Source organism: Streptomyces sp. HUAS MG91 (assembly GCF_040529335.1).
Taxonomy (GTDB): Bacteria; Actinomycetota; Actinomycetes; order Streptomycetales; family Streptomycetaceae; genus Streptomyces; species Streptomyces tabacisoli.
On record NZ_CP159534.1, the window covers coordinates 5912469 to 5938324 of the forward strand.

Here is a 25856-nt window from a genome sequence, read left to right on the forward strand (position 1 = left end):
TTGACCGGAACGAGAGGGTGCGGGCCGCTGCCCGCACCCTCTCGGGGCTCCGCCCCGGACCCCCGCTCCTCAATCGCCGGAGAGGCTCGAACGTGCTGATCTCCCTCGCCCTCCTCGCTGTCACTCTGGCCTTCGCCGTGTCGCGTCCCCGCAACTGGCCCGAGGCCGTCGTCGCCGTGCCCGCGGCAGCTCTGGCGATCGCCACCGGGAGGGTCACCCCGGATCACGCCTGGTCCGAGACCAAGGACCTGCTCCCCGTCGTCGGCTTCCTCGCCGCGATCCTGCTGCTCGCGCAACTCTGCGCCGACGAGGGCCTCTTCAAGGCCGCGGGCGACGCGGTCGCCCGGATCTGCCACGGCAGCCCCACCCGCATGCTCGGCGGCGTCTTCGCCGTCGCCGCGGGCATCACCGCCGTCCTGAGCCTGGACGCCACCGTCGTCCTGCTCACCCCGGTCGTCTTCGCCACCGCCGCCCGGATCGGCGCGCGCCCCCGCCCGCACGTCTACGCCAGCGCGCACCTGGCCAACTCCGCGTCGCTCCTGCTCCCGGTCTCCAACCTCACCAATCTGCTGGCCCTCACCGCGAGCGGCCTCACCTTCACCCGCTTCGCCGGGCTCATGGCACTGCCCTGGCTGGTCGCGATCGGCGTCGAGTACCTGGTCTTCCGCCGGTACTTCGCCGACGACCTGGCCGCCCCGGCGCACGCCCCGGACGAGGCGGAGCCGACCGGCGTCCCGGTGTTCACGCTGACCGTGCTCGCGCTCACGCTGGCCGGGTTCGCCGTCACCTCCTTCGCCGGGATCGAGCCGGTGTGGGCCGCCCTCGCCGGCGCCGTCGTGCTCGGCGTACGGGCCCTCGCCCGCCGGGACTCCACCCCGGGCGAGCTGCTGAGATCGGCGAACCTGCCGTTCTGCCTGTTCGTCCTCGCGCTCGGCGTCATCGTCAAGGCGGTCGTCGACAACGGGCTCGGCGACCTCATCGGCCACGTCCTGCCCGGCGGCTCCTCGCTGCCCGCGCTGCTCGCCGTCACCGCGATCGCGGCGCTCCTCGCGAACCTGATCAACAATCTGCCCGCGACGCTCGCCCTGCTCCCGGCCGTCGCCCCGGCGGGCCCGGGGCCGGTCCTGGCCGCGCTCATCGGCGTCAACGTCGGCCCCAACCTCACGTACGTCGGCTCGCTCGCCACCCTGCTGTGGCGGCGCATCGTGCACGCCCACGGCACCGAACCCGAGCTGGGCGACTTCACCCGGCTCGGGCTGCTCACCGTCCCCGCCACGCTCGTCCTGTCCACCACGGCGCTGTGGGCGGGGATCCAACTCCTCGGCTGAGAAGGAGCTGTGAGGCCGCGCGACATCCTTGTGAGTAAGGACACGAAAGAGACAAACGATCACGTTTGCCTGTAAGAGTGACTGGCCACTGCTCACGTGTTCTTTGCGGGCTCGTCCCTTTTGCGCGGCTGCTCCCTGGCAAAGATCCATGAACCATCCTGGGAGCACGCCTGTGGCTACCCTCGCCCGCTGGTGCGTACGGCACCGGCTCGTCGTCCTCCTGCTGTGGCTCCTCGCGCTCGGCGGCACCGGCGCGGCCGCCGCGGTCGCCGGATCCGCGTACTCCAACGACTACGAGGCACCCGGCACCGAATCCGGCCGGGCCACCCAGCTCCTCGACGAGAACTTCTCCGGGCTCGGCGGCGACAGCGACACCGTCGTCTGGCACATCGAGGGCTCGACCGTCCGGGCCGCCGACGTCGAGAAGACCATGAGCAACACCCTCGACCAGATCGCCGGCCTTCCCGGGGTCTCCTCCGTCGTCTCGCCGTACGACAGCAGAGGCGCCGACCTGATCAGCGCCGACGGTCACACCGCGTACGCGACCGTCACCTTCGACGAGCAGGCCGACAACATCCCCGCCGCCCAGGCGCGGGCGGTCGTCGACACGGCCGAGGACGCCGAGACGCACGGGCCCGACGGCCTGCAGGTGGAGCTCGGCGGCAGCGCCGTCGCCCTCACCGAGTCGGCCTCGGCGCACCTGTCCGAGGTGATCGGAATCGTGGTCGCCGCCGTCGTGCTCTTCCTCGCCTTCGGCTCCTTCGCCGCCGCCGCGCTGCCCATCGGCACCGCCCTGGTGAGCGTCGGGACCGCGTACGCCGGGATCGTGCTCCTCGGGCACGCCATGACCGTGGCCGACTTCGCCCCGATGCTCGGCATGCTGGTCGGGCTCGGCGTCGGCATCGACTACGCGCTGTTCATCGTGACCCGGCACAGAAAGGGCCTCAAGCGCGGGCTGCCGGTGGCCCTCGCCGCCGAACGGGCCGTCGCCACCACCGGACGGGCCGTCGTCTTCGCGGGCGCGACCGTCTGCGTCGCCCTGCTCGGCATGCTGCTGCTGAACCTGAGCTTCCTCAATGGCGTCGCCGTCGCCGCCTCCGTCACCGTCCTGCTCACCGTCGCCGCCTCGGTGACCCTGCTGCCCGCGCTGCTGTCGTTCATCGGCCCGCGCGCCCTGTCCCGGCGCGAGCGGCGCCGCCTCGCCGAGCACGGGCCCGAGCCGGAACTGCCCACGGGGCTCGCCGCGCGCTGGGCCGCGTTCGTCGAGCGCCACCCCAAGCTGCTCGGCGGCATCGCGCTCGCCGTGATCACGGTCCTCGCGCTGCCCACCCTCTCCCTCCACCTCGGCACCTCCGACCAGGGCAACAACCCGAAGAGCGCGACGACCCGGCAGGCCTACGACCTGCTGGCCGACGGCTTCGGGCCCGGGGTCAACGGTCCGCTCACCCTCGTCACCGAGGTCGACGGCGCCCGGGACAAGGCCGCCGTCCAGACGCTGGCCGCCGAACTGCGGACCACCGACAACGTCGCGGCCGTCTCCCCGATCACGTACAACGGCGACGACTCCGCCGCCTACCTCACCGTCGTGCCCGCCTCCGCCCCGCAGTCCCGGGCGACCAGCGACCTCGTCGACGACCTGCGCACGGACGTCGTACCGCAGTCCGGGCTCGACGTCCGGATCGGTGGCGTCACCGCCAGCTACGACGACTTCGCCGAGGTCATCGTCGGCAAGCTGCCGCTGTTCGTGGGCGCCGTGGTCGGACTCGGCTGCCTCCTGCTGCTGCTCGCGTTCCGGTCCCTCGGCATCCCGCTGAAGGCGGCGGCCATGAACATCGCCGCCGTCTGCTCCGCCTTCGGCGTCGTGGTCGCGATCTTCCAGTGGGGCTGGGGGAGCGAACTGCTCGGGCTCGGCGCGGCCGGGCCGATCGAGCCCTTCCTGCCCGTGATCATGGTGTCGGTCCTCTTCGGGCTCTCCATGGACTACCAGGTCTTCCTGGTCAGCAGGATGTACGAGGAATGGCTGGAGACCGGCGACAACCGGCGAGCCGTCCGGGTCGGCCTCGCCGAGACCAGCCGCGTGATCAACTCCGCCGCGGTGATCATGATTTCGGTCTTCCTGGCCTTCGTGCTCAGCGGCGACCGGGTCATCGCGATGTTCGGCATCGCGCTCGCGGTGGCCGTCGCCGTGGACGCCTTCATCCTGCGGACCCTGCTGGTGCCGGCCCTGATGCACCTGCTCGGCGGCGCCAACTGGTGGCTGCCCCGCTGGCTCGGCCGCGTCCTGCCCCGCATCAGCATCGAGCCGCCGGAGTGCCGCGCCGCCCATGAGAAGGTGACCGTACCCGGACAGCGACAGATGAAGGAGTCCGATGTACGCGATCCCGCTCGGTGACGAGGGCGCCGAACTGCGGCCCCTGGAGACCTGGCACGCCGAGGAGTTCCTGGCGAACCTGGAGCGCGGGAGGGAGTTCATCGGGCAGTTCATCCCGTTCGGCTCCCAGGTCACGGACGTCGACTCGGCGCGGAGCACCCTCCAGCGCTACACCGACATGCGGGCCGCGGACACGGGCTCGTACCACGGCATCTGGCTGGACGGACGGCTGGTCGGCGGGGTGCTCGCCCTCAACTTCGACGCGGCGACGGGCAATGCCGAGGTGGGCTGCTGGCTGGAACCGGCGGCGACCGGGCGCGGCCTGATCACGCGGGCGATGCGCGTCCTGCTGGAGTGGGTCGTCGAGGAGCGCGGCATCCACCGGGTGGAATGGGTGGCCGCGTCCGGGAACACCGCGAGCCTGAAGGTGGCCCAGCGCCTCGGCTTCCGCAAGGACGGCGTGCGGCGCGAGGCACACGAATGGCGCGGGAAACGCCATGACCTGGAGGTCTGGTCGCTGCTCGCCCCGGAGTGGCGCAGCGCACGCGACGCGCACAAGGAACGTTAAGAGAACGCTCAGACAGCGTCCGTACGGTGCGCAGCATGACTACGAAGACTGACGCGCAGCGCGACGCAGAGATCCGGGAGGAGGACGCCCCCTCCCAGGAGACCGCCGAGACCACCGAGGCCACCGAGCCCGAGGCCGCCGAGAACGCCGCCCCCGAGGCCGGGGCCACCGAGGACGACGAGGCCGCCGAGGCGGCGGCCGAGGCCGAACTGGCCCGGCTGGCCAAGGAGAACGCCGAGGCGGACCGCCCCTCCGGGGTCGGTCAGGGCGCGGCGGCCATCGTCTCCGTCGGCCTCGGCGTGATCGCGATGAGCGGCAGCTGGCTCGGCACCGTCGCCTCCGCCCGCGAATCCCTCATCGGCCAGCTCAACACCTCGCAGTCCGCCAGCGTCGCCACCCAGGTCTCCGAGGTCTACGGCGACTCCTGGCACGCCGCCGCCGTGGTCGGCGGGGTCTTCTCCCTGATCGCCCTGCTCGTCGGCGCGTTCGTCCTGGTCAGGCCCGCCTTCGGGGCACCCGGCCGGCCGCAGGCGATCTGGATCAAGTCCGTGGCGTGGGCCGGGGTCTCGCTCGGCGTCCTCGGCCTGCTGCTCGCCGTCGCCAAGTACTCGGACCTCCTCCTCGGGCTGCCCAAGACCAGCTGAGGCACGTCCTAAGGCCCTTATGAGGCGCCTAAGGACCTGAAGGGGCCGGATAAGGCATCCCGGCGCCCGCGGATGCGGCACTCTCCCGATGTGCCGCACCCCCCTGGGAAACGAGAGTTGAGGCATCGCGGAACACACCGCGAGAGCCACACCGATCGTCACCAGGGAGACGAGATGTTCGAGTACGAGATGCACCGGATCCGCTCCGCCGAACTCATCCGGCAGGCCGACGAGCACCGCCTGGCGCGGGCCGCCCTCGCGGGCCGCAAGGCCCGCAAGGCGGAGCGGAGTTCCACCGCCACGGACGCCGAGGGGCCGGTGACTACCGGCGGTCAGCGTCGCACGCGCTACGCCCGAACGGCGTGAACACGGTGCCCCGCTCCCGGGACACGGGGGCACGGGCGGAAGGGGAGGACGGCACGGCTGCCGCCCTCCCCTTCCCGTCGTCCGGGACGGACGCTCCGCTCGCGGCGGAAACCAGTGCCGGGCTGTCGGACGCGTATGCGATGCTCGGCGATGTGGAGACCAGGTCCGTCAGCCCGGTGTTCGTCGGCCGCGCCGACGAACTGGGCATATTGCACACCGCACTCGGCCGCGCGGACGCCGGCGAGCCGCAGGCCCTGCTGCTCGGCGGGGAGGCCGGCGTCGGCAAGACCCGGCTCGTCGAGGAGTTCGCCGCGAGCGCCTGCGCGCGCGGCGCCGTCGTCGTCACCGGCGGCTGCGTCGAGATCGGCGCCGACGGCCTGCCGTTCGCCCCGTTCTCCACCGCCCTGCGCGCGCTGCGCCGCGCCCTGCCCGACGAGCTGGACCGGGCCGCCGCCGGACGCGAGGACGAACTGGCCCGCATCCTGCCGGAACTGGGCGACGGCCTGACCCGTCAGCGCGACGGCCGCGGCGACGAGAGCGCCACCGCCCTGCTCTTCGAACTGACCGCCCGACTGCTCGAACAGGTCGCCGCCGAGCGCACCGTCGTGGTCGTCCTGGAGGACCTGCACTGGGCGGACGCCTCCACCCGCCACCTCCTCGCCTACCTCTTCCGCACCCTGCGCAGCGGCCGTCTCGCCGTCGTCGCCACCTACCGCGCGGACGACGTGCACCGCCGCCACCCGCTGCGCCCCCTGCTCGCCGAGCTCGACCGGCTGCGCACCGTCACCCGGATCGAACTGGCCCGGCTCACCCGTGACGAGGTGGCCCGCCAGATCGCCGGCATCATCGCCGCCGAACCCGAGCGCTCCCTCGTCGACGACATCTTCCGCCGCTCCGACGGCAACGCCTTCTTCGTCGAGGAACTGGCCGTCTCCGCGGCCGAGGGCTGCGTCACCGGTCTCACCGACTCGCTGCGCGACGTGCTGCTCGTCCGCGTCGAATCCCTGCCCGAGTCCGCCCAGCGCATCGCCCGGATCTGCGCCGAGGGCGGCTCCACCGTCGAGTACCCGCTGCTCGAAGCCGTCGCGGGCCTCGGCGCCGACGCCCTCATCGAGGCGCTGCGCGCCGCCGTCGGCGCCAACATCCTGCTCGCCACCACGGACGGCGACGGCTACCGCTTCCGCCACTCCCTGGTCCGCGAGGCGGTCAGCGACGACCTGCTGCCCGGCGAGCGCTCCCGCATCAACCGCCGCTACGCCGAAGCCCTGGAGGCCGACCCGGCGCTGGTCCCCGCCGACTCCCGCGTGATGCGCCTGGCCAGCTACTGGTACCACGCCCACGACGCGGCCAAGGCGCTGCCCGCCGTCCTCGACGCCTCCGTGGAGGCCCGCCGCCGGCACGCCTACTCCGAGCAACTGCGGCTCCTGGAGCGGGCGATGGAGCTGTGGGACGGCACACCGCAGGAGATCCGCTCCGCACTGCGCATGGGCCACTACGCCTCGGCCTACCGCTCCTGCGGCTGCGACCCGGCCGAGACCCGGCTCGACTTCCTCGACCTGATGGCCGAGGCCGCCGACGCGGGCCGGCTGTGCGGGGAGCGCGAGCGCGCCCTGAAGATCGGCAAGCGCGCCATCCGCATCCTGGAGGACGCCGCGGCCGACGGCGCGGGCGACCCGCTGCTCGCCGCCTGGTTCTGGCTCCAGCGCTCGCGGATCATCTCCCACATCGCCCGGGGCAACGGCTGGGACGAGATCGCCAAGGCGCAGGAGCTGGTCCGCGGACTGCCGCCGTCCGCCGTGCACGCCGAGGTCCTGGCACACGCCGCCGCCTGGGGCATGCTGCACCGCCCGGGCGCCGAGACGCTGGCCGCCGCCGAGCGGGCCGTGGAGTACGCCCGCATGGTCGGCGACCAGGAGGTCGAGCTGCACGCCCGCCTGGTGCGCGGCGGCCTCCTCGTCGACGCGGGCTCCGTCGAGCAGGGCTTCGCCGAGCTGTACGAGGTGCGCGAGCGCTCCATGGAGCTGGGCCTGATGGCCCGGATCAACAACGTGAACGTCAACCTGCCCTCCGCCCTGGAGAGCGCGGGCCGCTCCGCCGAGTCCGTGCGCATCTGCGTCGAGGGCGTCGCCTTCTACCACCGTCACGGCCTCACCGACACCAAGGGCTGGATCGTCTCCAACAAGGCCGAGTCCCTGGTCTCCCTGGGCCGTTGGGACGAGGCCGTCGACGCGGCCGGGTGGGCGCACGACTTCTGCCTGAGCGACAAGCCGCGCGCCACCGCCCTGACCCAGCTCGCCGCCGTCGCCCTCGGCCGCGGCGCCCTCCAGGAGGCGGCCCGGCACCTCACCGCCGCACAGCGCTGCGTCGGCACCCACGACCCGCAGCCGCAGTACGACCTGCCGATCGCCCACCGCGTCGTCGAACTGGCCGTCGCCCAGGGCCGACTCCTCGACGCCCGCGCCGACCTGGCCCGGATCGTCGACGCCGGGCTGCCGCCCTCCAGCCAGCGCTACCTGTGGCCCCTGCTGCGCACCGCCGCCGAGGCCGAGGCCGACGCCCGGGGCCTGCCCGCCGCCGACGCCGGACGCGCCGAGGCCGTCGCCCGGATCCGGGCCGCCGCCAAGCACCAGGCCACGCCCGTCCCGCTCTGGCTCGCCCACGACCAGTGGGTCCGCACCGAGCTGCTGCGCGCCGAGGGCCGCGACACCCCCGACGACTGGTCCGCCACCGTCACCGTGCTCGAACCCCTCGACCGCCCCTACGACCTGGCCCGCGCCCGGTACCGGCTCGCCGCGTCGCTGCTGGCCCGCGCCGAGGACGACGACCGCGACCGGGCCACCGAGCTGCTCCGCCTCGCCGCCGCGGTCGCGGACCACCTCGGCGCCCGCCCGCTCGCCGAGTCCGTCGCCCTGCTCGCCCAGCGCGCCCGCATCGGCCTCACCCGGGACGCGCCGCGCCGGGACGCCCCGGCCGACCCCGCCGGGGAGCTGGGCCTGACCAGCCGCGAGCGCGATGTGCTGCGCCTGGTCACCGCGGGCCGCAGCAACCGGCAGATCGCCGAGGAGTTGTTCATCTCGCCGAAGACGGCCAGCGTCCACGTCTCCAACATCCTGGCCAAGCTGGGAGTCGCGGGCCGCGGCGAGGCCGCCGCGCTCGCCCACCGGCTGCGCCTCTTCCCGGCGGTCCGGAGCTGAGGCCGGCGCCGGGCCCTCCCGTACGCTGGACGGCGGAGCCCGGCCGCACGAGCCAGGGGAGGCGCACCGTGTTCAACATGTTCGAGGAACTGTTCTCACCCGGACGCAAGCACACGAACGACGAGCGCAAGCGCCTGGAGCTGACCCGCGTCGACCTCAACGACGGCGATCCCGGCCGCGGCCCGATAGACCTCACCTCGGGCAAGGTCGTCGTCCGCCGGCCGCGTCCGGAGCCCGCCGACGCGGCCGACGGCGACGACGGCGACGAGGTCAGCTGACCTTCAGCTCCAGGATCCGGTCGTCACCCTTGCCCGGTGTGCCCCGGCTGTCCGTCTCGCTCGTCACCAGCCACAGCCTGTCCCCGCCCGCCGCGACCACCGTGCGCAGCCGCCCGTACTCGCCCTTGAGGAACGCCTGCGGATCGTGCGCGGCCTTCGTACCGTCCAGCGGCACCCGCCACAGCCGCTCGCCCCGCAGGCCCGCCATCCAGATCGAACCCTTCGCATACGCGATGCCGCTGGGCGACGCCTCCGAGGTGTGCCACTGGGCGATCGGGTCGTGGTACTCGGAGTCGCCGCTCTTCCCCTCGGCGTCCGGCCAGCCGTAGTCGTCACCGGCCACGATGTCGTTCAGCTCGTCCCAGGTGTCCTGGCCGAACTCCGAGGCCCACAGCCGCTTGCCGGAGTCCCAGGCCAGCCCCTGCACGTTGCGGTGCCCGTACGAGTACACGGGGGAGTCGCCGAAGGGATTGCCCGGAGCGGGCTCCCCCTCCGGCGTCAGCCGCAGGATCTTGCCGCCCGTGGACTGCTTGTCCTGCGCCAGTTCGGTGCGGTACGTCTCGCCGGTGCCGACGTAGAGCATGCCGTCGGGGCCGAACGCGATCCGGCCGCCGTTGTGGTTCGTGCCCTTGGGGATGCCCTTGAACACCGTGTCCGGCGCGCCCAGCCGCTCGCCCGCGGGCTTCTTCTCGTCGTAGACCATCCGTGCGACGCGGTTGTCCGACGCCGTCGTGAAGTACGCGTAGACCAGGTGGTCCGAGGCGTAGTCGGGGGAGAGCGCGAGGCCGAGGAGGCCGCCCTCGCCGGCCGCCGCCACCCCGGGCACCGAGCCCGCCACGGTCTTCTTCCCGGTGTCCGTGTCCACTCTGGTGATCGTCCCCTCGTCGCGGGACGACACGAGCAGCCCGCCCTCGGGCAGCGGGGCGAGCCCCCACGGTGACTTCAGGTTCTCGGTGACCGTGCGCACCACGCGCACCGAGCCCTCGGCCGGCGGCACGGCGCCCGACGACCCGGAGGCGCTGGCGCCGGGCGCCGTCCGGCCGGACGGGGTGCTCCCGTCGCCGGGCCGGCCGTTGTCCCCGGACGAGCAGCCCGCCGTGAGCAGGAGCGCGGCGCAGGCGGCCAGGGCGAGTGCGGGCCGGACAGCTGGACGTGGCACGGTCGGGTCCCTTCGACGCGGGATGCGCGGGATGCGCGCGGTTCTCCTGTTCATACACCGCTCGCGCCGCCCGGGTTCCCGATCTCCGCGCACGGAATCCGGCCGGGCCCCCGACGGGTCAGTCCCAGGAGCCCCGCGCCGGGGGCAGCCCCGCGATCTCCGCCAGATCGGCGTCCGTCAGCGACAGGTGCGCCGCCGCCGCGTTCTCGGCCGCCCACCGCTCGTGCTTCGTGCCCGGTACGGGGATCACGGTGCGCCCGCGCGACAGCACCCAGGCCAGCGCCACCTGGGCCGGCGTCACGTCCGCGCCGTGCCGCGCCGCGACCCGGCGCAGCCCCGCCACGACGGGCTGGTTCGCGGCCATCATCTCGGCGGTGAAGCGCGGGTGCCGGGCGCGTACGTCGTCGGGCTCGAAGCCCTGGCCCGGGGTGAGCGTCCCGCTCAGGAAGCCGTTGCCGAGCGGCATCGCCGCCAGGAACCCCACACCGCGCGCCGCGCACCACGGCAGCAGCGCCGCGAGCGCCTCCGGCGACCACACGGACAGCTCGGCCATCACCGCGCTCACCGGGAAGACCTGCTGGATCCGCTCCAGTTGCCGAATCGTTCCGGCATGCAGCCCGTCACGGCCGTCGCGGCGCGTGGCCCGCGCCCCCACCGCGCACAGCCCGAGCGCGCGCACCTTGCCGGCGCTCACCAGCTCCGCCATCGCGCCCCAGGTCTCCTCGATGGGCACCTCGGGGTCGGGGCGGTGCAGTTGGTACAGGTCGATGCGGTCCGTCTGGAGCCGCCGCAGCGACGCGTCGCAGGCCCTGCGCACGTACCCCGGGCGGCCGTTGGCGACGATGTGCTGCTCACCGACGAGCAGCCCCACCTTGGTCGACACGAACGCGTCCGCGCGCCGCTCCTTGAGGACCCGGCCGAGCAGCAGCTCATTGGTGAACGGCCCGTACATGTCCGCCGTGTCGAGCAGCGAGCACCCCCGGTCCAACGCCGTGTGCACCGCCCGCAGGGACTCCTCCCCGCGCCGCCGCGAGCCGGTGTACGCCCAGTTCATCGGCATGCAGCCGAGTCCGACCGCGCCCACCTCGAGCGCCGCGGCGCCGATCGCCCGGCGCGCACCTCCTGGCTCCACGTGCCCGTGACCCTCCCTCGCTGAGGCCACCAACCTAACCTCTGCGCCCCGAGCGCTCTGACATAGCCTCCTGACCATGACTGGTGACGTATGGCTCCCCTTCCCCGCCGACGAGGTCCCCGGGCTGCCCGAGGGGCTCGACTACCGCTTCTGGGACGGTGACTCCGACTTTCCGGCGGACCCGGCCGACTGCGCGTTCTACGTCGTTCCGTACGCGAAGAGCGCCGAGGTCTGCGTACGCCCGCTGCCGCGGATGACGTCCGTCCACACGGTGCAGACCCTCACCGCGGGGGTGGACCACGTGCAGTCCGGGCTCAAGTACCTGCGCCCCGGCGTGCAGTTGTGCAACGCCCGGGGGGTGCACGACGCCAGCACCGCCGAACTCGCGCTCACTCTCACCCTCGCCTCGCTGCGCGGCATCCCGGACTTCGTGCGCGGCCAGGAGCACGGCGAGTGGCGCACCGGATTCCGCCCGGCGCTCGCCGACCGGACGGTGCTCATCCTGGGCTACGGCGCCATCGGCAGCGCCATCGAGGACCGGCTCGTCCCGTTCGAGGTCGCGCGGGTGGTGCGCGTCGCACGCTCCGCCCGCACCACGGAGCGCGGCCCCGTGCACGCGCTCGCCGACCTGCCCGGTCTGCTGCCCGAGGCCGACGTCGTCATCGTCGTCACCCCGCTCACCGAGGACACCCGCGGCCTGGTGGGCGCCGACTTCCTGGCCCGCCTCAAGGACGGCGCGCTCCTGGTGAACGTCGGGCGCGGCCCCGTCGTCGACACCAAGGCACTGCTCGCCGAGGTCGACAACGGCCGGATCCTGGCCGCCCTGGACGTCACCGACCCCGAACCGCTGCCCCGGGACCATCCGTTGTGGCAGGCTCCGGGAGTGCTCATCTCCCCGCACGTCGGCGGACCCACGTCCGCCTTCCTGCCCCGCGCCAAGCGGCTGCTCGCCGCTCAGCTGACCCGGTTCGCCGAGGGCAGACCCCTCGACAACCTCGTGCTCACCGTCGGCTGACAGCGGCCGACAGGCGTCCCGCGGGCCCCACGGATCCCTCCCGTGCGGGCGCGCGCACCCGGGTGCTGACGCTCCGCGCCCGCCCGGCTGCACCCCGTGCCGCCATCGTCGCTGGTCGTCACGGAGAGTAGAGGAACTATGTCCCTGAGTGACGAGACTGGTGTATCGTCCCGACTGGGGCAGCGCCGCTCGGCACCATGCGGCGCCGGGGACTTGTGACGGACTGCGAGGGGGGCGACGGGCGATGCACGGCCTATGGGCACACAATCCGACGCGGCGGGGACGACGGCTGCTATGCCGGTCCTCACGTTCGCCCGTGCACGGGCGAAGTACCGGCTGCCGCAGGGGTCATACGTACCGGAGCGGACCGCGCGGCGGCCGCAGAAAGCATCCGCAGCCCGGGCAGAGCAAGACAGACGTGGGGGCGGCCCGGCGGACGGGGGCGGGCCGGTGACCGCCAAGGCGGCGTCGGCCGCGGCGCTCGGCGCCCCGCTGCGCACCGGCGGGCCGCTGCCCGCCCGGCCCCCCGAGCACCGGATGGGCGCGGGCTCGCAGTTGCTGCTCGTCCTGGTCTGCGCGGGGTACGCCGTGGGCTCCGCGCTCGGCTGGGGCTCCGACCGGATCGCCCTGTTCATGGGCGACTTCGGGCTGAGCGTCGCCGCCGCCACCGCGGCCGTCTCGAACTTCCTGTACGCCCGCAGCCGGCGCAGCCGTTTTCGATCCGCCTGGCTCCTGTTCGCCTTCTCCTCCCTGATGGCCGCTCTGGGCAACGGGGTGTGGGGCTGGTACGAGTTCGTCCTCCACGAGCCCGTGCCCAGCCCCAGCCTCGCCGACGTGTTCTTCCTCTGCTTCGCGCCGCCCGCCATCATCGGGCTGCTGGTCCTCGCCAAGCGGCCCATGACGAAGGCCGGCTGGATCTGCCTCGGGCTCGACGCGTGGCTGATCGCCGGCTCCCTGATCACGCTCTCCTGGAGCCTCGCCCTCGCGCACACCGCCGAGTTCGAGGGCCAGAGCGTCAGCAGGACGGCGCTCTCGCTCGCCTATCCGCTGCTCGACATCGCGCTCGTCAGCATGGTCCTCGCCCTGCACTTCCGGCGCTCGCCCGGCAACCGCACGGCGGTGAACACGGCGATCGGCGCGCTCGCCCTCACGGTGATGTGCGACGCCCTGTTCACCTCGCCGCTGCTGCACGCCACGTACCGCTCGGGCGAGATCCTCGACGCGGGCTGGTTCGCCGGCTCGCTGCTGATGGCGTACGCGCCCTGGGTGAGCGGCGGGGGCAGGACCCCCCAGGAGGAGCACCCCGCGGGCGGGGCGCGGCGCTACCAGGTGAGCCAGACCCGGCCCATCTCGGGCTCGCTGGCCGCGCTCACGCCCTATCTGGCCGCCGCCATCTGCACCCTGGGCATTCTCTACAACGTCCTGAACGGGCACAGCGTCGACCGGATCGTCCTCTTCACCGCCTGCACCGTCGTGCTGGCGCTCGTCGTGCGCCAGGGCATCATGCTCCTCGACAACATCACCCTCACCCAGGAACTGGCCCAGAAGGAGAACCACTTCCGGTCCCTGGTGCAGGGCTCCAGCGACGTCATCATGATCGCCGCGCCGAACGGGGTGCTGAGATACGTCAGCCCGGCCGCCGCCGGGGTCTACGGCCGCGACGCGGAGGAACTCGTCGGGTCCGAGCTGGCCTCGATCATCCACCCCGAGGACCTGGGGCGAGTGGTGCACGAGGTGCGCAGGTTCCTCGCCGCGAGCCAGGTCGAGGAGCCCACCACCCGCATCGAGTGCCGCTTCCGCTCCGGCACGGGCTCCTGGCTGAACGTGGAGTCCACGGTCAACCGCCACCACGGCGGCCTGATCCTCAACAGCAGGGACGTGACCGAACGGGTGCGCCTCCAGGCGCAGTTGCAGCACAACGCCGAGCACGACCCGCTCACCGACCTGCCCAACCGCGCGCTGTTCACCAAGCGGGTCGGCCAGGCCCTCGCCGGGCGGCGGGCCACGGACCGCGGCACCGCCGTGCTCTTCATCGACCTCGACGGCTTCAAACAGGTCAACGACACGATCGGCCACCAGGCGGGCGACGAACTGCTCGTGCAGGCGGCAAGAAGGCTGGCCGACTCCGTACGCGCCTCAGACACCGCGGCTCGTCTCGGCGGTGACGAGTTCGCGGCACTGATCGTCGGCGACGGAAGCCGCGACCACACCGCCAGGGAGCAGCACATCTACGAGCTGGCCGACCGGCTGAGAATCAGGCTCTCCCAGCCCTACTCGATCGACGGGCACGACAATGTGCGCGTCGCCGCGTCCATCGGCGTCTCGTTCGCCGAGCCCGAGATCACGGCGGGCGAACTGCTGCGCAACGCCGACCTGGCCATGTACCGCGCCAAGGCGGCCGGCAAGGGGCGCGTGGAGCTGTACGCGCCGCAGATGCAGGCCGACGTCGTCCGCAAGGCGGAGCTGGCGACCCGGCTGCGCACGGCGCTGCACGACGGCGAGTTCGCGCTGCTGCACCAGCCGGTCGTGTCGCTCGACGACGGCCGGATCACGGCGGTCGCCGCACAGGCCCGCTGGCGCTCCGCGCAGGGCATCCTGTTCACCCCCGCCGAGTTCCTGCGGGTGGCCGACGACGGCGAGCGCACCGCCGAACTGGGGCGCTGGATGCTGGAGGAGGCCGTCGAGCAGGCCGCCGAGCGCGGCCACACCGGCCACGCCGTCCCGGTCGCCGTGCGGATCACGGCGCGCCGGCTGCTCGACCGCTCCATGCCGCTCGGCTCCATCGAGGCGCTGCTGACCCGGCACGGCCTGCCCTCGGGCGCGCTCATCATCGAGCTGGCCGACAGTGACCCCAGGGTGCCCCTCGACGAGCTGGAGCGGCGGCTCACGGCGCTGCGCAGGCTCGGTGTCCGGATCGCGCTGGACGGTTTCGGCAGCGGCTATGCGGCCATCACGGCGCTGCGCCGACTCCCCGTCGACGTACTGAAACTGGACCGGTCGCTCGTCGAGGGCGTCGTCGAGTCGGCCCGGCTCCACAAGATCACCAGCGGGCTGCTCAGGATCGCCGGAGACCTCGGGCTCACCTCCGTGGCCGACGGCGTCGACCTGCCCGAACAGGTCGTGGCGCTGCGGTCGATGGGGTGCACGCACGGGCAGGGCATGGCGTTCTCGGGACCGCTCGACGAGTACCGGCTGCGCCGCGCGCTGGTCTCGGGGGAGTACCCGGTTCCGCTGGGGCCGATCGAGCCGGTGTTCGTGGGCGGGCCACCCCTGCGCTCACATAATGAGACTCCCGTCCCACCCACTTGACAGTGACTGGGCGCCGGGGGGAGGGTCAGTGCCATGCGCACCCGAATTCTCGTACTTGGAAAGCGCGTCGGCTGAAGCTGGGACCACCGGTTCGGACATCGGAATCCCCAGCGACCGCACCCGGCGCGCTCCCCTCGCTTGCCTCCCGGCACGAGGGGTTTTTTGTTGCACCGGGACAGGCCGTACGCGCCAGACAACCCGCAACACCCTGCACAAACCTCGCAAAAACCCTCAGCATCGAGAAGAGAATGCCGATGACCGAGCAGGCCACCGGGGCCCACCATCCGCAGCCGCGGCCCCGTTCCGGAGGACAGCAGTCCGCCCCCGTCGAGCACGTCACGGGTGCGAAGTCCCTCATTCGCTCGCTTGAGGAGGTCGGGGTCGACACCGTATTCGGCATCCCCGGCGGCACGATCCTTCCCGCGTACGACCCGATGATGGACTCCAGCCGGGTCCGCCACGTGCTCGTCCGCCACGAGCAGGGCGCGGGTCACGCGGCCACCGGATACGCGCAGGCCACCGGCAAGGTCGGGGTGTGCATGGCCACGTCGGGACCGGGTGCCACCAACCTGGTGACCCCGATCGCGGACGCGATGATGGACTCCGTCCCGCTGGTCGCGATCACCGGCCAGGTCGTCTCCAAGTCGATCGGCACGGATGCCTTCCAGGAGGCGGACATCGTCGGCATCACCATGCCGATCACCAAGCACAGCTTCCTGGTCACCAAGGCCGAGGACATCCCGAAGGCGATCGCCGAGGCGTTCCACATCGCCTCCACCGGCCGCCCGGGCCCGGTCCTCGTGGACATCCCCAAGGACATCCTCCAGGCGCAGACGACGTTCACCTGGCCGCCGCAGCAGGACCTGCCCGGCTACCGCCCGGTGACCAAGCCGCACGCCAAGCAGATCCGCGAGGCCGCCAAGCTGATCACGAGTGCGAAGCGGCCCGTCCTGTACGTCGGCGGCGGCGTGATGAAGGCGCAGGCCACCGCCGAGCTGAAGGTCCTCGCCGAGCTCACCGGAGCGCCCGTCACCACCACCCTGATGGCGCTCGGCGCGTTCCCCGACAGCCACCCGCTGCACGTGGGAATGCCGGGCATGCACGGTGCGGTCACCGCCGTCACCGCGCTGCAGAAGGCCGACCTGATCGTCGCCCTCGGCGCCCGCTTCGACGACCGCGTCACCGGCAACCTGGACAGCTTCGCGCCGTTCGCCAAGATCGTCCACGCGGACATCGACCCCGCGGAGATCGGCAAGAACCGCGCCGCCGACGTGCCGATCGTGGGCGACGCCCGCGAGGTCATCGCCGACCTGATCCAGGCCGTGCAGAAGGAGCACGGCGAGGGCCACACCGGCGACTACAGCGCCTGGTGGAAGGACCTCAACCGCTGGCGCGAGACCTACCCGCTCGGCTACGACCAGCCCGCCGACGGCTCGCTCTCCCCGCAGCAGGTCATCGAGCGGATCGGGCAGCTCGCCCCCGCCGACACGATCTTCGCCGCGGGCGTCGGCCAGCACCAGATGTGGGCCGCGCACTACATCCGGTACGAGAAGCCGGCGACCTGGCTGAACTCCGGCGGCGCCGGGACCATGGGCTACTCGGTCCCCGCCGCGATGGGCGCCAAGGCCGGTGCCCCGGGCCAGACGGTCTGGGCCATCGACGGCGACGGCTGCTTCCAGATGACCAATCAGGAACTGACCACCTGCGCCCTGAACAACATCCCGATCAAGGTCGCCATCATCAACAACGGCGCCCTGGGCATGGTCCGGCAGTGGCAGACGCTGTTCTACAACCAGCGCTACTCCAACACCGTGCTGCACGCGGGCCCGGACGGCGAGACCCCGCCGAACAAGGGCACCCGCATCCCGGACTTCGTCAAGCTGTCCGAGGCGATGGGCTGCTACGCCATCCGCTGTGAGCGCCCCGAGGACCTCGACAAGTGCATCGAGGAGGCGAACTCGATCAACGACCGCCCGGTCGTGGTCGACTTCATCGTCCACGAGGACGCCATGGTGTGGCCGATGGTCGCCGCCGGCACCTCCAACGACGAGATCATGGCCGCCCGGGACGTCCGTCCCGACTTCGGCGACGGCGAAGAAGACTGAGAGAGCGCAGGAGAAGGAATCCCACCATGTCCACCAAGCACACGCTCTCCGTCCTCGTCGAGAACAAGCCCGGTGTCCTCGCCCGGATCACCGCCCTCTTCTCGCGCCGCGGCTTCAACATCGACTCGCTCGCCGTCGGCGTCACCGAGCACCCCGACATCTCCCGCATCACCATCGTGGTGAATGTCGCGGACCTGCCGCTCGAACAGGTCACCAAGCAGCTCAACAAGCTGGTCAACGTCCTGAAGATCGTCGAGCTGGAGCCCGGCGCGGCCGTCCAGCGCGAGCTGGTGCTCGCCAAGGTCCGCGCCGACAACGAGACGCGCTCGCAGATCGTCGAGATCGTCCAGCTCTTCCGCGCCAAGACCGTGGACGTCTCCCCGGAGGCCGTCACCATCGAGGCCACCGGCTCCAGCGACAAGCTGGAGGCGATGCTCAAGATGCTGGAACCCTTCGGCATCAAGGAGCTCGTCCAGTCCGGCACCATCGCGATCGGCCGCGGCTCGCGCTCCATCACCGACCGGAGCCTGCGCGCCCTCGACCGCAGCGCGTAGCACCACCGCACGCCCTCTCGGATACCGAGACCCCGAAACTTCATTTCCGCACCCCGCCGTACGGTGGGAGCAACACCAGCACACCAAGGAGAACCCCAGTGGCCGAGCTGTTCTACGACGACGACGCCGATCTGTCCATCATCCAGAACCGCAAGGTCGCGGTGATCGGATACGGCTCCCAGGGCCACGCCCACGCGCTCTCCCTGCGCGACTCGGGTGTCGACGTGCGCATCGGTCTGCACGAGGGCTCCAAGTCCAAGGCGAAGGCCGAGGAGCAGGGCCTGCGCGTCGTCACCCCCGCGGAGGCGGCGGCCGAGGCCGACGTCATCATGATCCTCGTCCCGGACCCGATCCAGGCCCAGGTCTACGAGGAGTCCATCAAGGACAACCTGAAGGCGGGCGACGCCCTGTTCTTCGGTCACGGCCTCAACATCCGCTACGACTTCATCAAGCCGTCGGCCGACGTCGACGTCTGCATGGTCGCCCCCAAGGGCCCGGGCCACCTGGTGCGCCGTCAGTACGAGGAGGGCCGCGGCGTTCCCTGCATCGTGGCCGTCGAGCAGGACGCCACCGGCAAGGGCTTCGAGCTGGCGCTGTCGTACGCCAAGGGCATCGGCGGCACCCGCGCCGGCGTCATCAAGACGACCTTCACCGAGGAGACCGAGACCGACCTCTTCGGCGAGCAGGCCGTCCTCTGCGGTGGCACCGCCGCGCTGGTGAAGGCGGGCTTCGAGACGCTGACCGAGGCCGGCTACCAGCCGGAGATCGCGTACTTCGAGTGCCTCCACGAGCTGAAGCTCATCGTCGACCTCATGTACGAGGGCGGCCTGGAGAAGATGCGCTGGTCGATCTCCGAGACCGCCGAGTGGGGCGACTACGTCACCGGCCCGCGGATCATCACGGACGCCACCAAGGCCGAGATGAAGAAGGTCCTCGCCGAGATCCAGGACGGTACCTTCGCCCGCGAGTGGATGGCCGAGTACCACGGTGGCCTGAAGAAGTACAACGAGTACAAGACGGCCGACAGCGAGCACCTGCTGGAGACCACCGGCAAGGAGCTGCGCAAGCTCATGAGCTGGGTGGACAACGAGGAGGCGTAAGCCTTCGGACGGGGCCGCGGCACACGCCGCGGCCCCGTTCTCCATGGGGTCTCCACGGCGCGGCCACTCGATCGTGGCCGGGTTGTCCAACCCGTCCAGCCACGGACGGGTGATCCTTCCAGGGAGGCGCAAGACCATCCCCCTGGCGCCACTACACTGCTGAATTATTCGCGTCGGGCCCACAGCGTCGTGCGTCTTCCACGCGGCCATGCACCCACCCCTCCACCGCTTGCGGCCGTCGGGACGGCCGTCCGCATTGGGACTTGTGAGGACTCACGTGAGCACTGCTGCCAACGGCAAACCCGTCGTACTCATCGCTGAAGAGCTGTCGCCCGCGACTGTCGACGCCCTGGGCCCGGACTTCGAGATCCGGCACTGCAACGGAGCGGACCGCGCGGAACTCCTCCCCGCCATCGCCGACGTCGACGCGATCCTGATCCGCTCGGCCACCAAGGTCGACGCCGAGGCCATCGCCGCCGCGAACAAGCTGAAGGTCGTCGCACGAGCCGGCGTCGGCCTGGACAACGTGGACGTGTCCGCCGCCACCAAGGCCGGCGTGATGGTCGTCAACGCCCCGACGTCGAACATCGTGACCGCCGCCGAGCTGGCCTGCGGCCTCCTCATCGCCACCGCGCGCAACATCCCGCAGGGCTCGCAGGCACTGAAGGCCGGCGAGTGGAAGCGCAGCAAGTACACGGGCGTCGAGCTCGCCGAGAAGACCCTCGGCGTCGTCGGCCTCGGCCGCATCGGCGCCCTCGTCGCGCAGCGCATGTCCGCGTTCGGCATGAAGGTCGTCGCGTACGACCCGTACGTGCAGCCCGCGCGCGCCGCGCAGATGGGCGTGAAGGTCCTCTCGCTCGACGAGCTGCTCGAGGTCTCCGACTTCATCACCGTGCACCTGCCCAAGACCCCCGAGACCCTGGGTCTCATCGGCGACGAGGCGCTGCACAAGGTCAAGCCGAGCGTGCGCATCGTGAACGCCGCGCGCGGCGGGATCGTCGACGAGGAGGCGCTGTACTCGGCGCTCAAGGAGGGCCGCGTCGCCGGCGCCGGCCTCGACGTGTACGCGAAGGAGCCCTGCACGGACTCCCCGCTGTTCCAGTTCGACCAGGTCGTCTGCACCCCGCACCTCGGCGCCTCCACGGACGAGGCGCAGGAGAAGGCCGGTATCGCCGTCGCCCGCTCGGTGCGCCTCGCGCTCGCCGGCGAGCTCGTGCCCGACGCGGTGAACGTGCAGGGCGGCGTCATCGCCGAGGACGTCAAGCCGGGCCTGCCGCTCGCCGAGCGCCTCGGCCGGATCTTCACCGCGCTCGCCGGCGAGGTCGCGGTCCGCCTCGACGTCGAGGTGTACGGCGAGATCACCCAGCACGACGTGAAGGTGCTCGAACTCTCCGCGCTCAAGGGCGTGTTCGAGGACGTCGTCGACGAGACGGTGTCGTACGTGAACGCGCCGCTGTTCGCGCAGGAGCGCGGCGTCGAGGTGCGGCTGACGACCTCCTCCGAGTCGCCCGACCACCGCAACGTCGTGACGGTGCGCGGCACCCTCAGCGACGGCCAGGAGGTCTCGGTCTCCGGCACGCTGGCCGGCCCCAAGCACCTCCAGAAGATCGTCGCCGTCGGCGAGTACGACGTGGACCTGGCGCTCGCCGACCACATGGTCGTCCTGCGCTACGAGGACCGTCCGGGTGTCGTGGGCACCGTCGGCCGCGTCCTCGGTGAGGGCGGGATCAACATCGCGGGCATGCAGGTCTCCCGCGCGGACGTCGGTGGCGAGGCCCTCGCGGTCCTCACCGTCGACGACACCGTCCCGCAGTCCGTGCTGACCGAGCTGGCCGCGGAGATCGGCGCCACCTCGGCGCGCTCCGTCAACCTGGTCTGAGAACAGAGCGGTTCGAGGGCCGGGTCACCCGCGGGTGGCCCGGCCCTCAGCCGTTCTCGACCGGCTCCGGCTCGATCAGGCCCTCGCGGTAGGCGATGCCGACCGCCTCGGTGCGGCTCGCGGCGCCCAGCTTGGCGAGGATGTTGGAGACGTGGACGCTCGCCGTCTTGCCGCTGATGAACAGCTCCTCGCCGATCCTGCGGTTGGTGAGCCCGCGGCCGAGCAGCCGCAGCACGTCGCTCTCCCGTGAGGTCAGTGCGGCGATACGGTCGTCCGCGGCCGGGGCGGCGGCGAGGCGGCCCCGCCGGACCAGCGCCGCCAGGTCCTCGCGCAGCGGTCCGGCGCCCAGCCGCACCGCGGTGTCCAGGGCCGCGCGGACCTGCTCGGCGGCCTCCTCGCGGCGGTCGGCGGTGAGCAGCGCCTCGGCCAACCGCCTGCGGCAGCGGGCCAGTTCGTACGGGTCGCCGTAGCCGAACGCCGCCACGGCCCGCTCCCAGGCCGGCACGTCGGGGCCGGTGGCGGCCCGGGTCCGCTCGGCCTCGGCGCGGGCCAGCCAGGCCAGGCCCTCGGGCCCCTGCGGGGTGCCGTCGTCGTCCCGGGCGGCCGTGGTCCTGGCCAGCCCCACCAGCTCCTCGGCGACCCCCGACCAGTGCGCCGCGCCCGCCGCGTCGCCGGACAGCCGGGCCGTCTCCGCCGCGTCCGCGACCGGCGACAGGGCCAGCGCGGCGAGCCGCACCACGACGTCGGGCAGCGTGGTGGAGGAGTTCTCGGCAAGGGCGTCGATCGCGGTCCGCACCTGCCGCGCGGAGTCGTCGGCCGCACCGCGCAGGGCCGCCGCGTCGGTCAGCACGATGCTCGCGACGAGCGTCGCCATCCAGTCCGCGGGGCCGCTCAGCAGGGTGCGGGCGCCCGCGACGGCCGCGTCCAGCTCGCCGCGTCCCAGGGCGACGTACAGCGCGGGCGCGGTCGTGAACCCGCCCGCGGCCGGCAGCAGTTCGGTGTCCGCGGCGGCCGTCCGGGCGCACTCGTCCCAGCGGCCCAGCGTGTAGAGCAGCAGGGACTGGAGGTAGCGCAGCTCCAGGGCGTAGGGGGAGGAGAGCAGCCCGGCGCGGCGGGCGCGGTCGATGCCGTCGCCGAGCCAGGTCAGGCAGGCGTCCATGTCCCCCGACTCGTAGCAGCCGAGGGCGAGGCTGTAGAGGGCCCGCATCTCCACCCGCAGGTTCCCGGCGGCGCGGGCCAGGTCACGGGCGCGCGTCAGCCGTTCCCGGCCGCGCGCGGTGCGCCGGTTGTCGGGGGACAGGCCGACCAGCGAGACCATCAGGTCGGCCTGGGCGTCGGCCAGCCGCAGTTCCTCCGCGACGGCGAGCGCCTGCCGTGCGACCTGCTCGGCGTCCTCGTCGCGGCCCACGTTCCGCGCGGCCAGGACATGGGTGGCGGCCGCCCACACCCACGTACGGGACGGGGGCTCGGCCGGGATCAGGGCCAGTGCCTCGCTGCTGTACGTGAACGCGGCCTCCAGGTGGTCGATCCGGATCAGGTTGCCCGCGAGGGTGTAGCGGACCCGCGCCGCGAGTTCCGAGTCGGTGTCCGGGCCGGCCTGGGCGAGCGCGTGGCGGGTGAGCTGGACCGCGCGGTGCGGGTCCCCGGCGTGGGCGGCGGCGGACGAGGCGCGCAGGGTGAGCGCGACCGGGTCGGTGTCCGCGGGACGGTCGGGCGGGTCCACCGCGGTCCACAGGTCGAGGGCGCTCTCCAGGTGCCGCAGTTCCTCGGCGGGCGCGCCGACGCGCTGGGCGTGCCCGGCGGCTTCGAGGGAGGCCGACAGGGCGTCGGCCAGGTCGTGGCTCTCGCGCGAGTGGTGGGCGCGCTCCGCCGCGCTGCTGGGCGGATGGCCCGGGCGGCCGAGCAGTTCGGCGAACAGGCCGTGCAGCCGGACCCGTTCGCCCGGCAGCAGATCCGCGTACACGGCCTCGCGGGTGAGGGCGTGCCGGAAGGAGTAGGAGCCGTCGTCGTCCGGCAGCAGCAGCTGGTGCCCGACGGCCTCGCGCAGCGCCGACTCCAGCTCCCCGAGCGGCAGTCGGACGGCGTCGCGCAGCAGGTCGTGCCCGACCCGGCGCCCCGCGACGGCCGCCGTGCGCAGCACCTGCTGCGTGGTCTCGGACAGCTGCTCGATGCGGATCAGCAGCACGTCGCCGAGGCTGCCCAGGCCCTCGTCGCCGGGGAGGGCGGCCAGCAACTCCTCGGCGTAGAAGGCGTTTCCCTCGGCGCGGTCGACGATGCGGCGGACCGTGCTGTCGGGGACCGGCGCGTCGCCCAGCGCGCGCACCAGCCGGGCCACGTCGGCGTCGGCCATCGGGCGCAGGTCCAGCCGGTCCACGGCGGGCAGCCTGATCAGCTCGGCGAGCAGCGGGCGCAGGGGGTGGCGGCGGTGCAGGTCGTCCGTGCGGTACGAGGCGAAGAGCGGGAGGCGCAGGACGCCGCGGCTGAGCAGGAAGCGGAGCAGGTCGCGGGAGGACTGGTCGGCCCAGTGTAGGTCCTCGACGACCAGCAGGAGCGGGGCCAGGTCGGCGAGGTCGGCGAGGAGGCCCGCGATGCCCTCGAAGAGCTGGAGGCGGGAGCCGGGGTCCGGCGCGGTGCCCCGGGCCTGGCCGATCAGGCGGTCCACCGCGGGGTGCGCGGCGAAGGCCGGGGCGAGGCGCTCGTCGGCCGCCGCCGCGCCGAGGATCTCGGTGAACGGCAGGTACGGCAGGCCCACGTCGCCGAGGTCCACGCAGTGGCCGGTCAGTACGGTCGTGCCGGTGGCGGCGGCGTGGGCGGCGGCCTCCGTCAGGATGCGGGTCTTGCCGACGCCGGCGTCTCCGGCGAGCAGGACGGCACGCGGGTCGCCTGCGGCGGCTCGCTCCAGTGTGCCGGTGAGCCGGGCGAGTTCGCCCTCCCGGCCGATGAACGGCGTACCGAATATCTGTGCCACGGCCCCATCCTGGCATGCGCGCACCCCATCACGGCTGGTCGCGCAGTTCCCCGCGTTCGTTCGTCTGCGGGCCGGTGGGGGCTGGTCGCGCAGTTCCCCGCGCCCCTGTTGGGTTTGTCGGTTGTCTGACGGCCGGTGGGGCTTCTCGCGCAGTTCCCCGCGCCCCTGAGATGCGCACTGCGTGCGCCATCTCATCGGAGAGGCGCGCGGAGCGCAGCCTCAAGGGGAAGCTGCGCGCAGCGCATGCTTCAGGGGCGCGGGGAACTGCGCGGGAAGCGGCCACCGGCTCGCGGACGAGGTCAGCCGACGGCCCCGGCGGGGGCGTCGCGGAGGGCGCGTCCCGCCAGCAGCGCCGCGATCAGAAGCACCCCGATCCCGGCGAACGCCGCCACGTGCATCCCACTGGTGAACGCCTCCCGCGCAGCGGCGAGCAGCGCCTCACCCGCCCGCCCCGGCGACCGCCCGGCAAGGGCCAGCGCGCCGCCCAGCGTCTCGCGGGCCTCGTCCGGAGCCCCTGCCAGATCGTGCCGGTACACCGCGGTACCGATCGAGCCGAGCACCGCCATACCGAGCGCCCCGCCGAACTCCTGCCCGGTCTCCAGCAGGGAGGACGCCGCACCCGCCTTCTCGGCCGGCGCCGCGCCGAGCGCCAGGTCGGTCAGCTGCGAGCCGACGATGACCGCGCCGCAGGCCAGGACCCCGGCCCCGGCCAGCACGATCCACAGCGAGTCGGTGCCGGTGAGGGCCAGCAGCCCGTAGCCGCAGGCGCTGGTCACGAAGCCGATCGCCACGACCGTGGAGCGCCGCACCCCGCGCTGGACGAGGACGGTGGCGACGGGCGCCGCGCAGCCGATCAGCACGCTGGGCAGCAGCGCCCACAGGGCCGCCTCCAGCGCGCTCTTGCCGAGGACGGCCTGGAGGTACTGCGTGGTGAAGTACGCCGAGCCGAGCATCGCGAACGCCGAGATCAGGTTGAGCAGCACGGCCGGACCGAAGCCCCGGTGCCGGAACAGCGCGGGCGAGATCAGCGGCGACGCGGCCCTGCGCTGGCGCCGGACGAAGAGGAACGAGAAGACCAGGCCGACGGCGACCGAGACGACGTACGGCGGCGCGAAGCCCTCGGAGGGGATCTCCTTGATCCCGTAGACGAGCGGCAGCACCGCGGCCATCGACAGCGGGACGCTCACGAGGTCGAAGCGGCCGGGGTCCGGGTCCTTGAACTCCGGGAGCAGCAGCGGCGCCAGGATCAGCAGCAGCACCATCGCGGGCAGGTTGACCAGGAACACCGAGCCCCACCAGAAGTGCTCGACCAGGATGCCGCTCATCACCGAGCCGAGCGCGATGCCTCCGGTCATCACGCCGGACCAGATGCCGATGGCCTTCGCCCGCTGCCCGGCGTCGCGGAACATGTTGCGCACCAGCGCCATCGTGGAGGGCATCAGCGTGGCACCGCCGATGCCGAGCACGGCGCGGGCCGCGATGAGCATCTCCGCGCTGTTCGCGTAGGCCGCGCAGACGGAGGCGGCGCCGAAGGCCACCGCGCCGGTCAGCAGGAGCTTGCGGCGCCCGATGCGGTCGCCGAGCGAGCCCATCGTCATCAGCAGTCCGGCGAGCACGAACGCGTAGATGTCGAAGATCCACAGCTGCTGGGTGCCGGTCGGCGCCAGGTCGGCGCTGATCTGGGGGATCGCGAAGTAGAGGACCGAGACGTCCATGGAGACCAGGAGCAGCGGCAGCATCAGGACGACCAGGGCGGTCCATTCCTTGCACCCCGCAAGGGAGTTGGGGGCTGTGGTGGTGCTCGTCGGGTTCGTCATGGGCAGGACTGTACGGACGTATTAAACGCTTGTCTAGTACGGACGTATAGAACGACTGTGTAAAACGTA

Annotated in this window: 17 protein-coding genes; 13 read left to right on the forward strand and 4 right to left on the reverse strand. The window is 72.5% G+C overall.

Annotated features, from left to right (window positions below; all coding sequences use genetic code 11):
- Positions 1 to 95: 95 nt before the first annotated feature.
- From ABII15_RS27005 to ABII15_RS27035, 7 genes are all read left to right on the forward strand, one after another.
- On the forward strand, positions 96 to 1328 hold the full coding sequence (locus ABII15_RS27005; RefSeq protein ID WP_353947213.1) for an SLC13 family permease: 1233 nt from the start codon (positions 96 to 98) through the stop codon (positions 1326 to 1328).
- Between the two features lie 172 nt (positions 1329 to 1500).
- A complete protein-coding gene (locus ABII15_RS27010; RefSeq protein WP_353944871.1) occupies positions 1501 to 3720 on the forward strand; it encodes an MMPL family transporter in 2220 nt (739 codons plus the stop codon).
- On the forward strand, positions 3698 to 4267 hold the full coding sequence (locus ABII15_RS27015) for a GNAT family protein (protein WP_353944872.1): 570 nt from the start codon (positions 3698 to 3700) through the stop codon (positions 4265 to 4267). The genes ABII15_RS27010 and ABII15_RS27015 overlap by 23 nt, the downstream gene beginning before the upstream one ends.
- Before the next feature lie 35 nt (positions 4268 to 4302).
- Positions 4303 to 4911: a hypothetical protein gene (locus ABII15_RS27020; RefSeq protein WP_353944873.1), complete on the forward strand. Its 609-nt coding sequence runs from the start codon at positions 4303 to 4305 to the stop codon at positions 4909 to 4911.
- A 174-nt stretch (positions 4912 to 5085) separates the two neighbouring features.
- On the forward strand, positions 5086 to 5277 hold the full coding sequence (locus ABII15_RS27025; protein WP_353944874.1) for a hypothetical protein: 192 nt from the start codon (positions 5086 to 5088) through the stop codon (positions 5275 to 5277).
- Between the two features lie 140 nt (positions 5278 to 5417).
- Positions 5418 to 8471, forward strand: a complete 3054-nt coding sequence (locus ABII15_RS27030) for an AAA family ATPase (protein WP_353947214.1) — start codon at positions 5418 to 5420, stop codon at positions 8469 to 8471.
- Positions 8472 to 8548: 77 nt separating this feature from the next.
- Positions 8549 to 8749, forward strand: coding sequence for a DUF6191 domain-containing protein (locus ABII15_RS27035; protein WP_353944875.1), 201 nt, complete (start codon positions 8549 to 8551; stop codon positions 8747 to 8749).
- On the opposite strand, the gene ABII15_RS27040 is transcribed toward ABII15_RS27035, so the two are convergent.
- Positions 8742 to 9908, reverse strand: coding sequence for a PQQ-dependent sugar dehydrogenase (locus ABII15_RS27040; protein WP_353944876.1), 1167 nt, complete (start codon positions 9906 to 9908; stop codon positions 8742 to 8744). The genes ABII15_RS27035 and ABII15_RS27040 overlap by 8 nt on opposite strands.
- Positions 9909 to 10026: 118 nt before the next feature.
- Positions 10027 to 10992: an aldo/keto reductase gene (locus tag ABII15_RS27045; protein ID WP_353947215.1), complete on the reverse strand. Its 966-nt coding sequence runs from the start codon at positions 10990 to 10992 to the stop codon at positions 10027 to 10029.
- Between the two features lie 124 nt (positions 10993 to 11116).
- Here ABII15_RS27045 and ABII15_RS27050 point away from each other — a divergent pair, with 124 nt between their 5' ends.
- The 6 genes from ABII15_RS27050 to serA all read left to right on the forward strand — a co-directional run bounded on the left by ABII15_RS27050 (position 11117) and on the right by serA (position 21002).
- Positions 11117 to 12055 (forward strand): 2-hydroxyacid dehydrogenase, encoded by a 939-nt coding sequence (locus ABII15_RS27050; protein ID WP_353944877.1) that lies wholly within the window; start codon positions 11117 to 11119, stop codon positions 12053 to 12055.
- Positions 12056 to 12592: 537 nt separating this feature from the next.
- Positions 12593 to 15364 (forward strand): EAL domain-containing protein, encoded by a 2772-nt coding sequence (locus ABII15_RS27055; RefSeq protein ID WP_353947216.1) that lies wholly within the window; start codon positions 12593 to 12595, stop codon positions 15362 to 15364.
- A gap of 254 nt (positions 15365 to 15618) precedes the next feature.
- On the forward strand, positions 15619 to 17469 hold the full coding sequence (locus ABII15_RS27060) for an acetolactate synthase large subunit (protein WP_353944878.1): 1851 nt from the start codon (positions 15619 to 15621) through the stop codon (positions 17467 to 17469).
- 26 nt (positions 17470 to 17495) lie between these two features.
- Positions 17496 to 18023: an acetolactate synthase small subunit gene (ilvN, locus tag ABII15_RS27065; RefSeq protein WP_353944879.1), complete on the forward strand. Its 528-nt coding sequence runs from the start codon at positions 17496 to 17498 to the stop codon at positions 18021 to 18023.
- 98 nt (positions 18024 to 18121) lie between these two features.
- Entirely contained in the window at positions 18122 to 19123 is a 1002-nt protein-coding gene (gene ilvC, locus ABII15_RS27070; RefSeq protein ID WP_351450525.1) for a ketol-acid reductoisomerase, read from the forward strand.
- Positions 19124 to 19400: 277 nt separating this feature from the next.
- Entirely contained in the window at positions 19401 to 21002 is a 1602-nt protein-coding gene (gene serA, locus ABII15_RS27075) for a phosphoglycerate dehydrogenase (RefSeq protein ID WP_353944880.1), read from the forward strand.
- A gap of 46 nt (positions 21003 to 21048) precedes the next feature.
- Here the strand turns inward: serA and ABII15_RS27080 are convergent, their stop codons facing one another.
- Positions 21049 to 23970: an AAA family ATPase gene (locus ABII15_RS27080; protein ID WP_353944881.1), complete on the reverse strand. Its 2922-nt coding sequence runs from the start codon at positions 23968 to 23970 to the stop codon at positions 21049 to 21051.
- A gap of 299 nt (positions 23971 to 24269) precedes the next feature.
- Positions 24270 to 25787, reverse strand: coding sequence for an MFS transporter (locus ABII15_RS27085; protein WP_353944882.1), 1518 nt, complete (start codon positions 25785 to 25787; stop codon positions 24270 to 24272).
- Positions 25788 to 25856 lie beyond the last annotated feature (69 nt).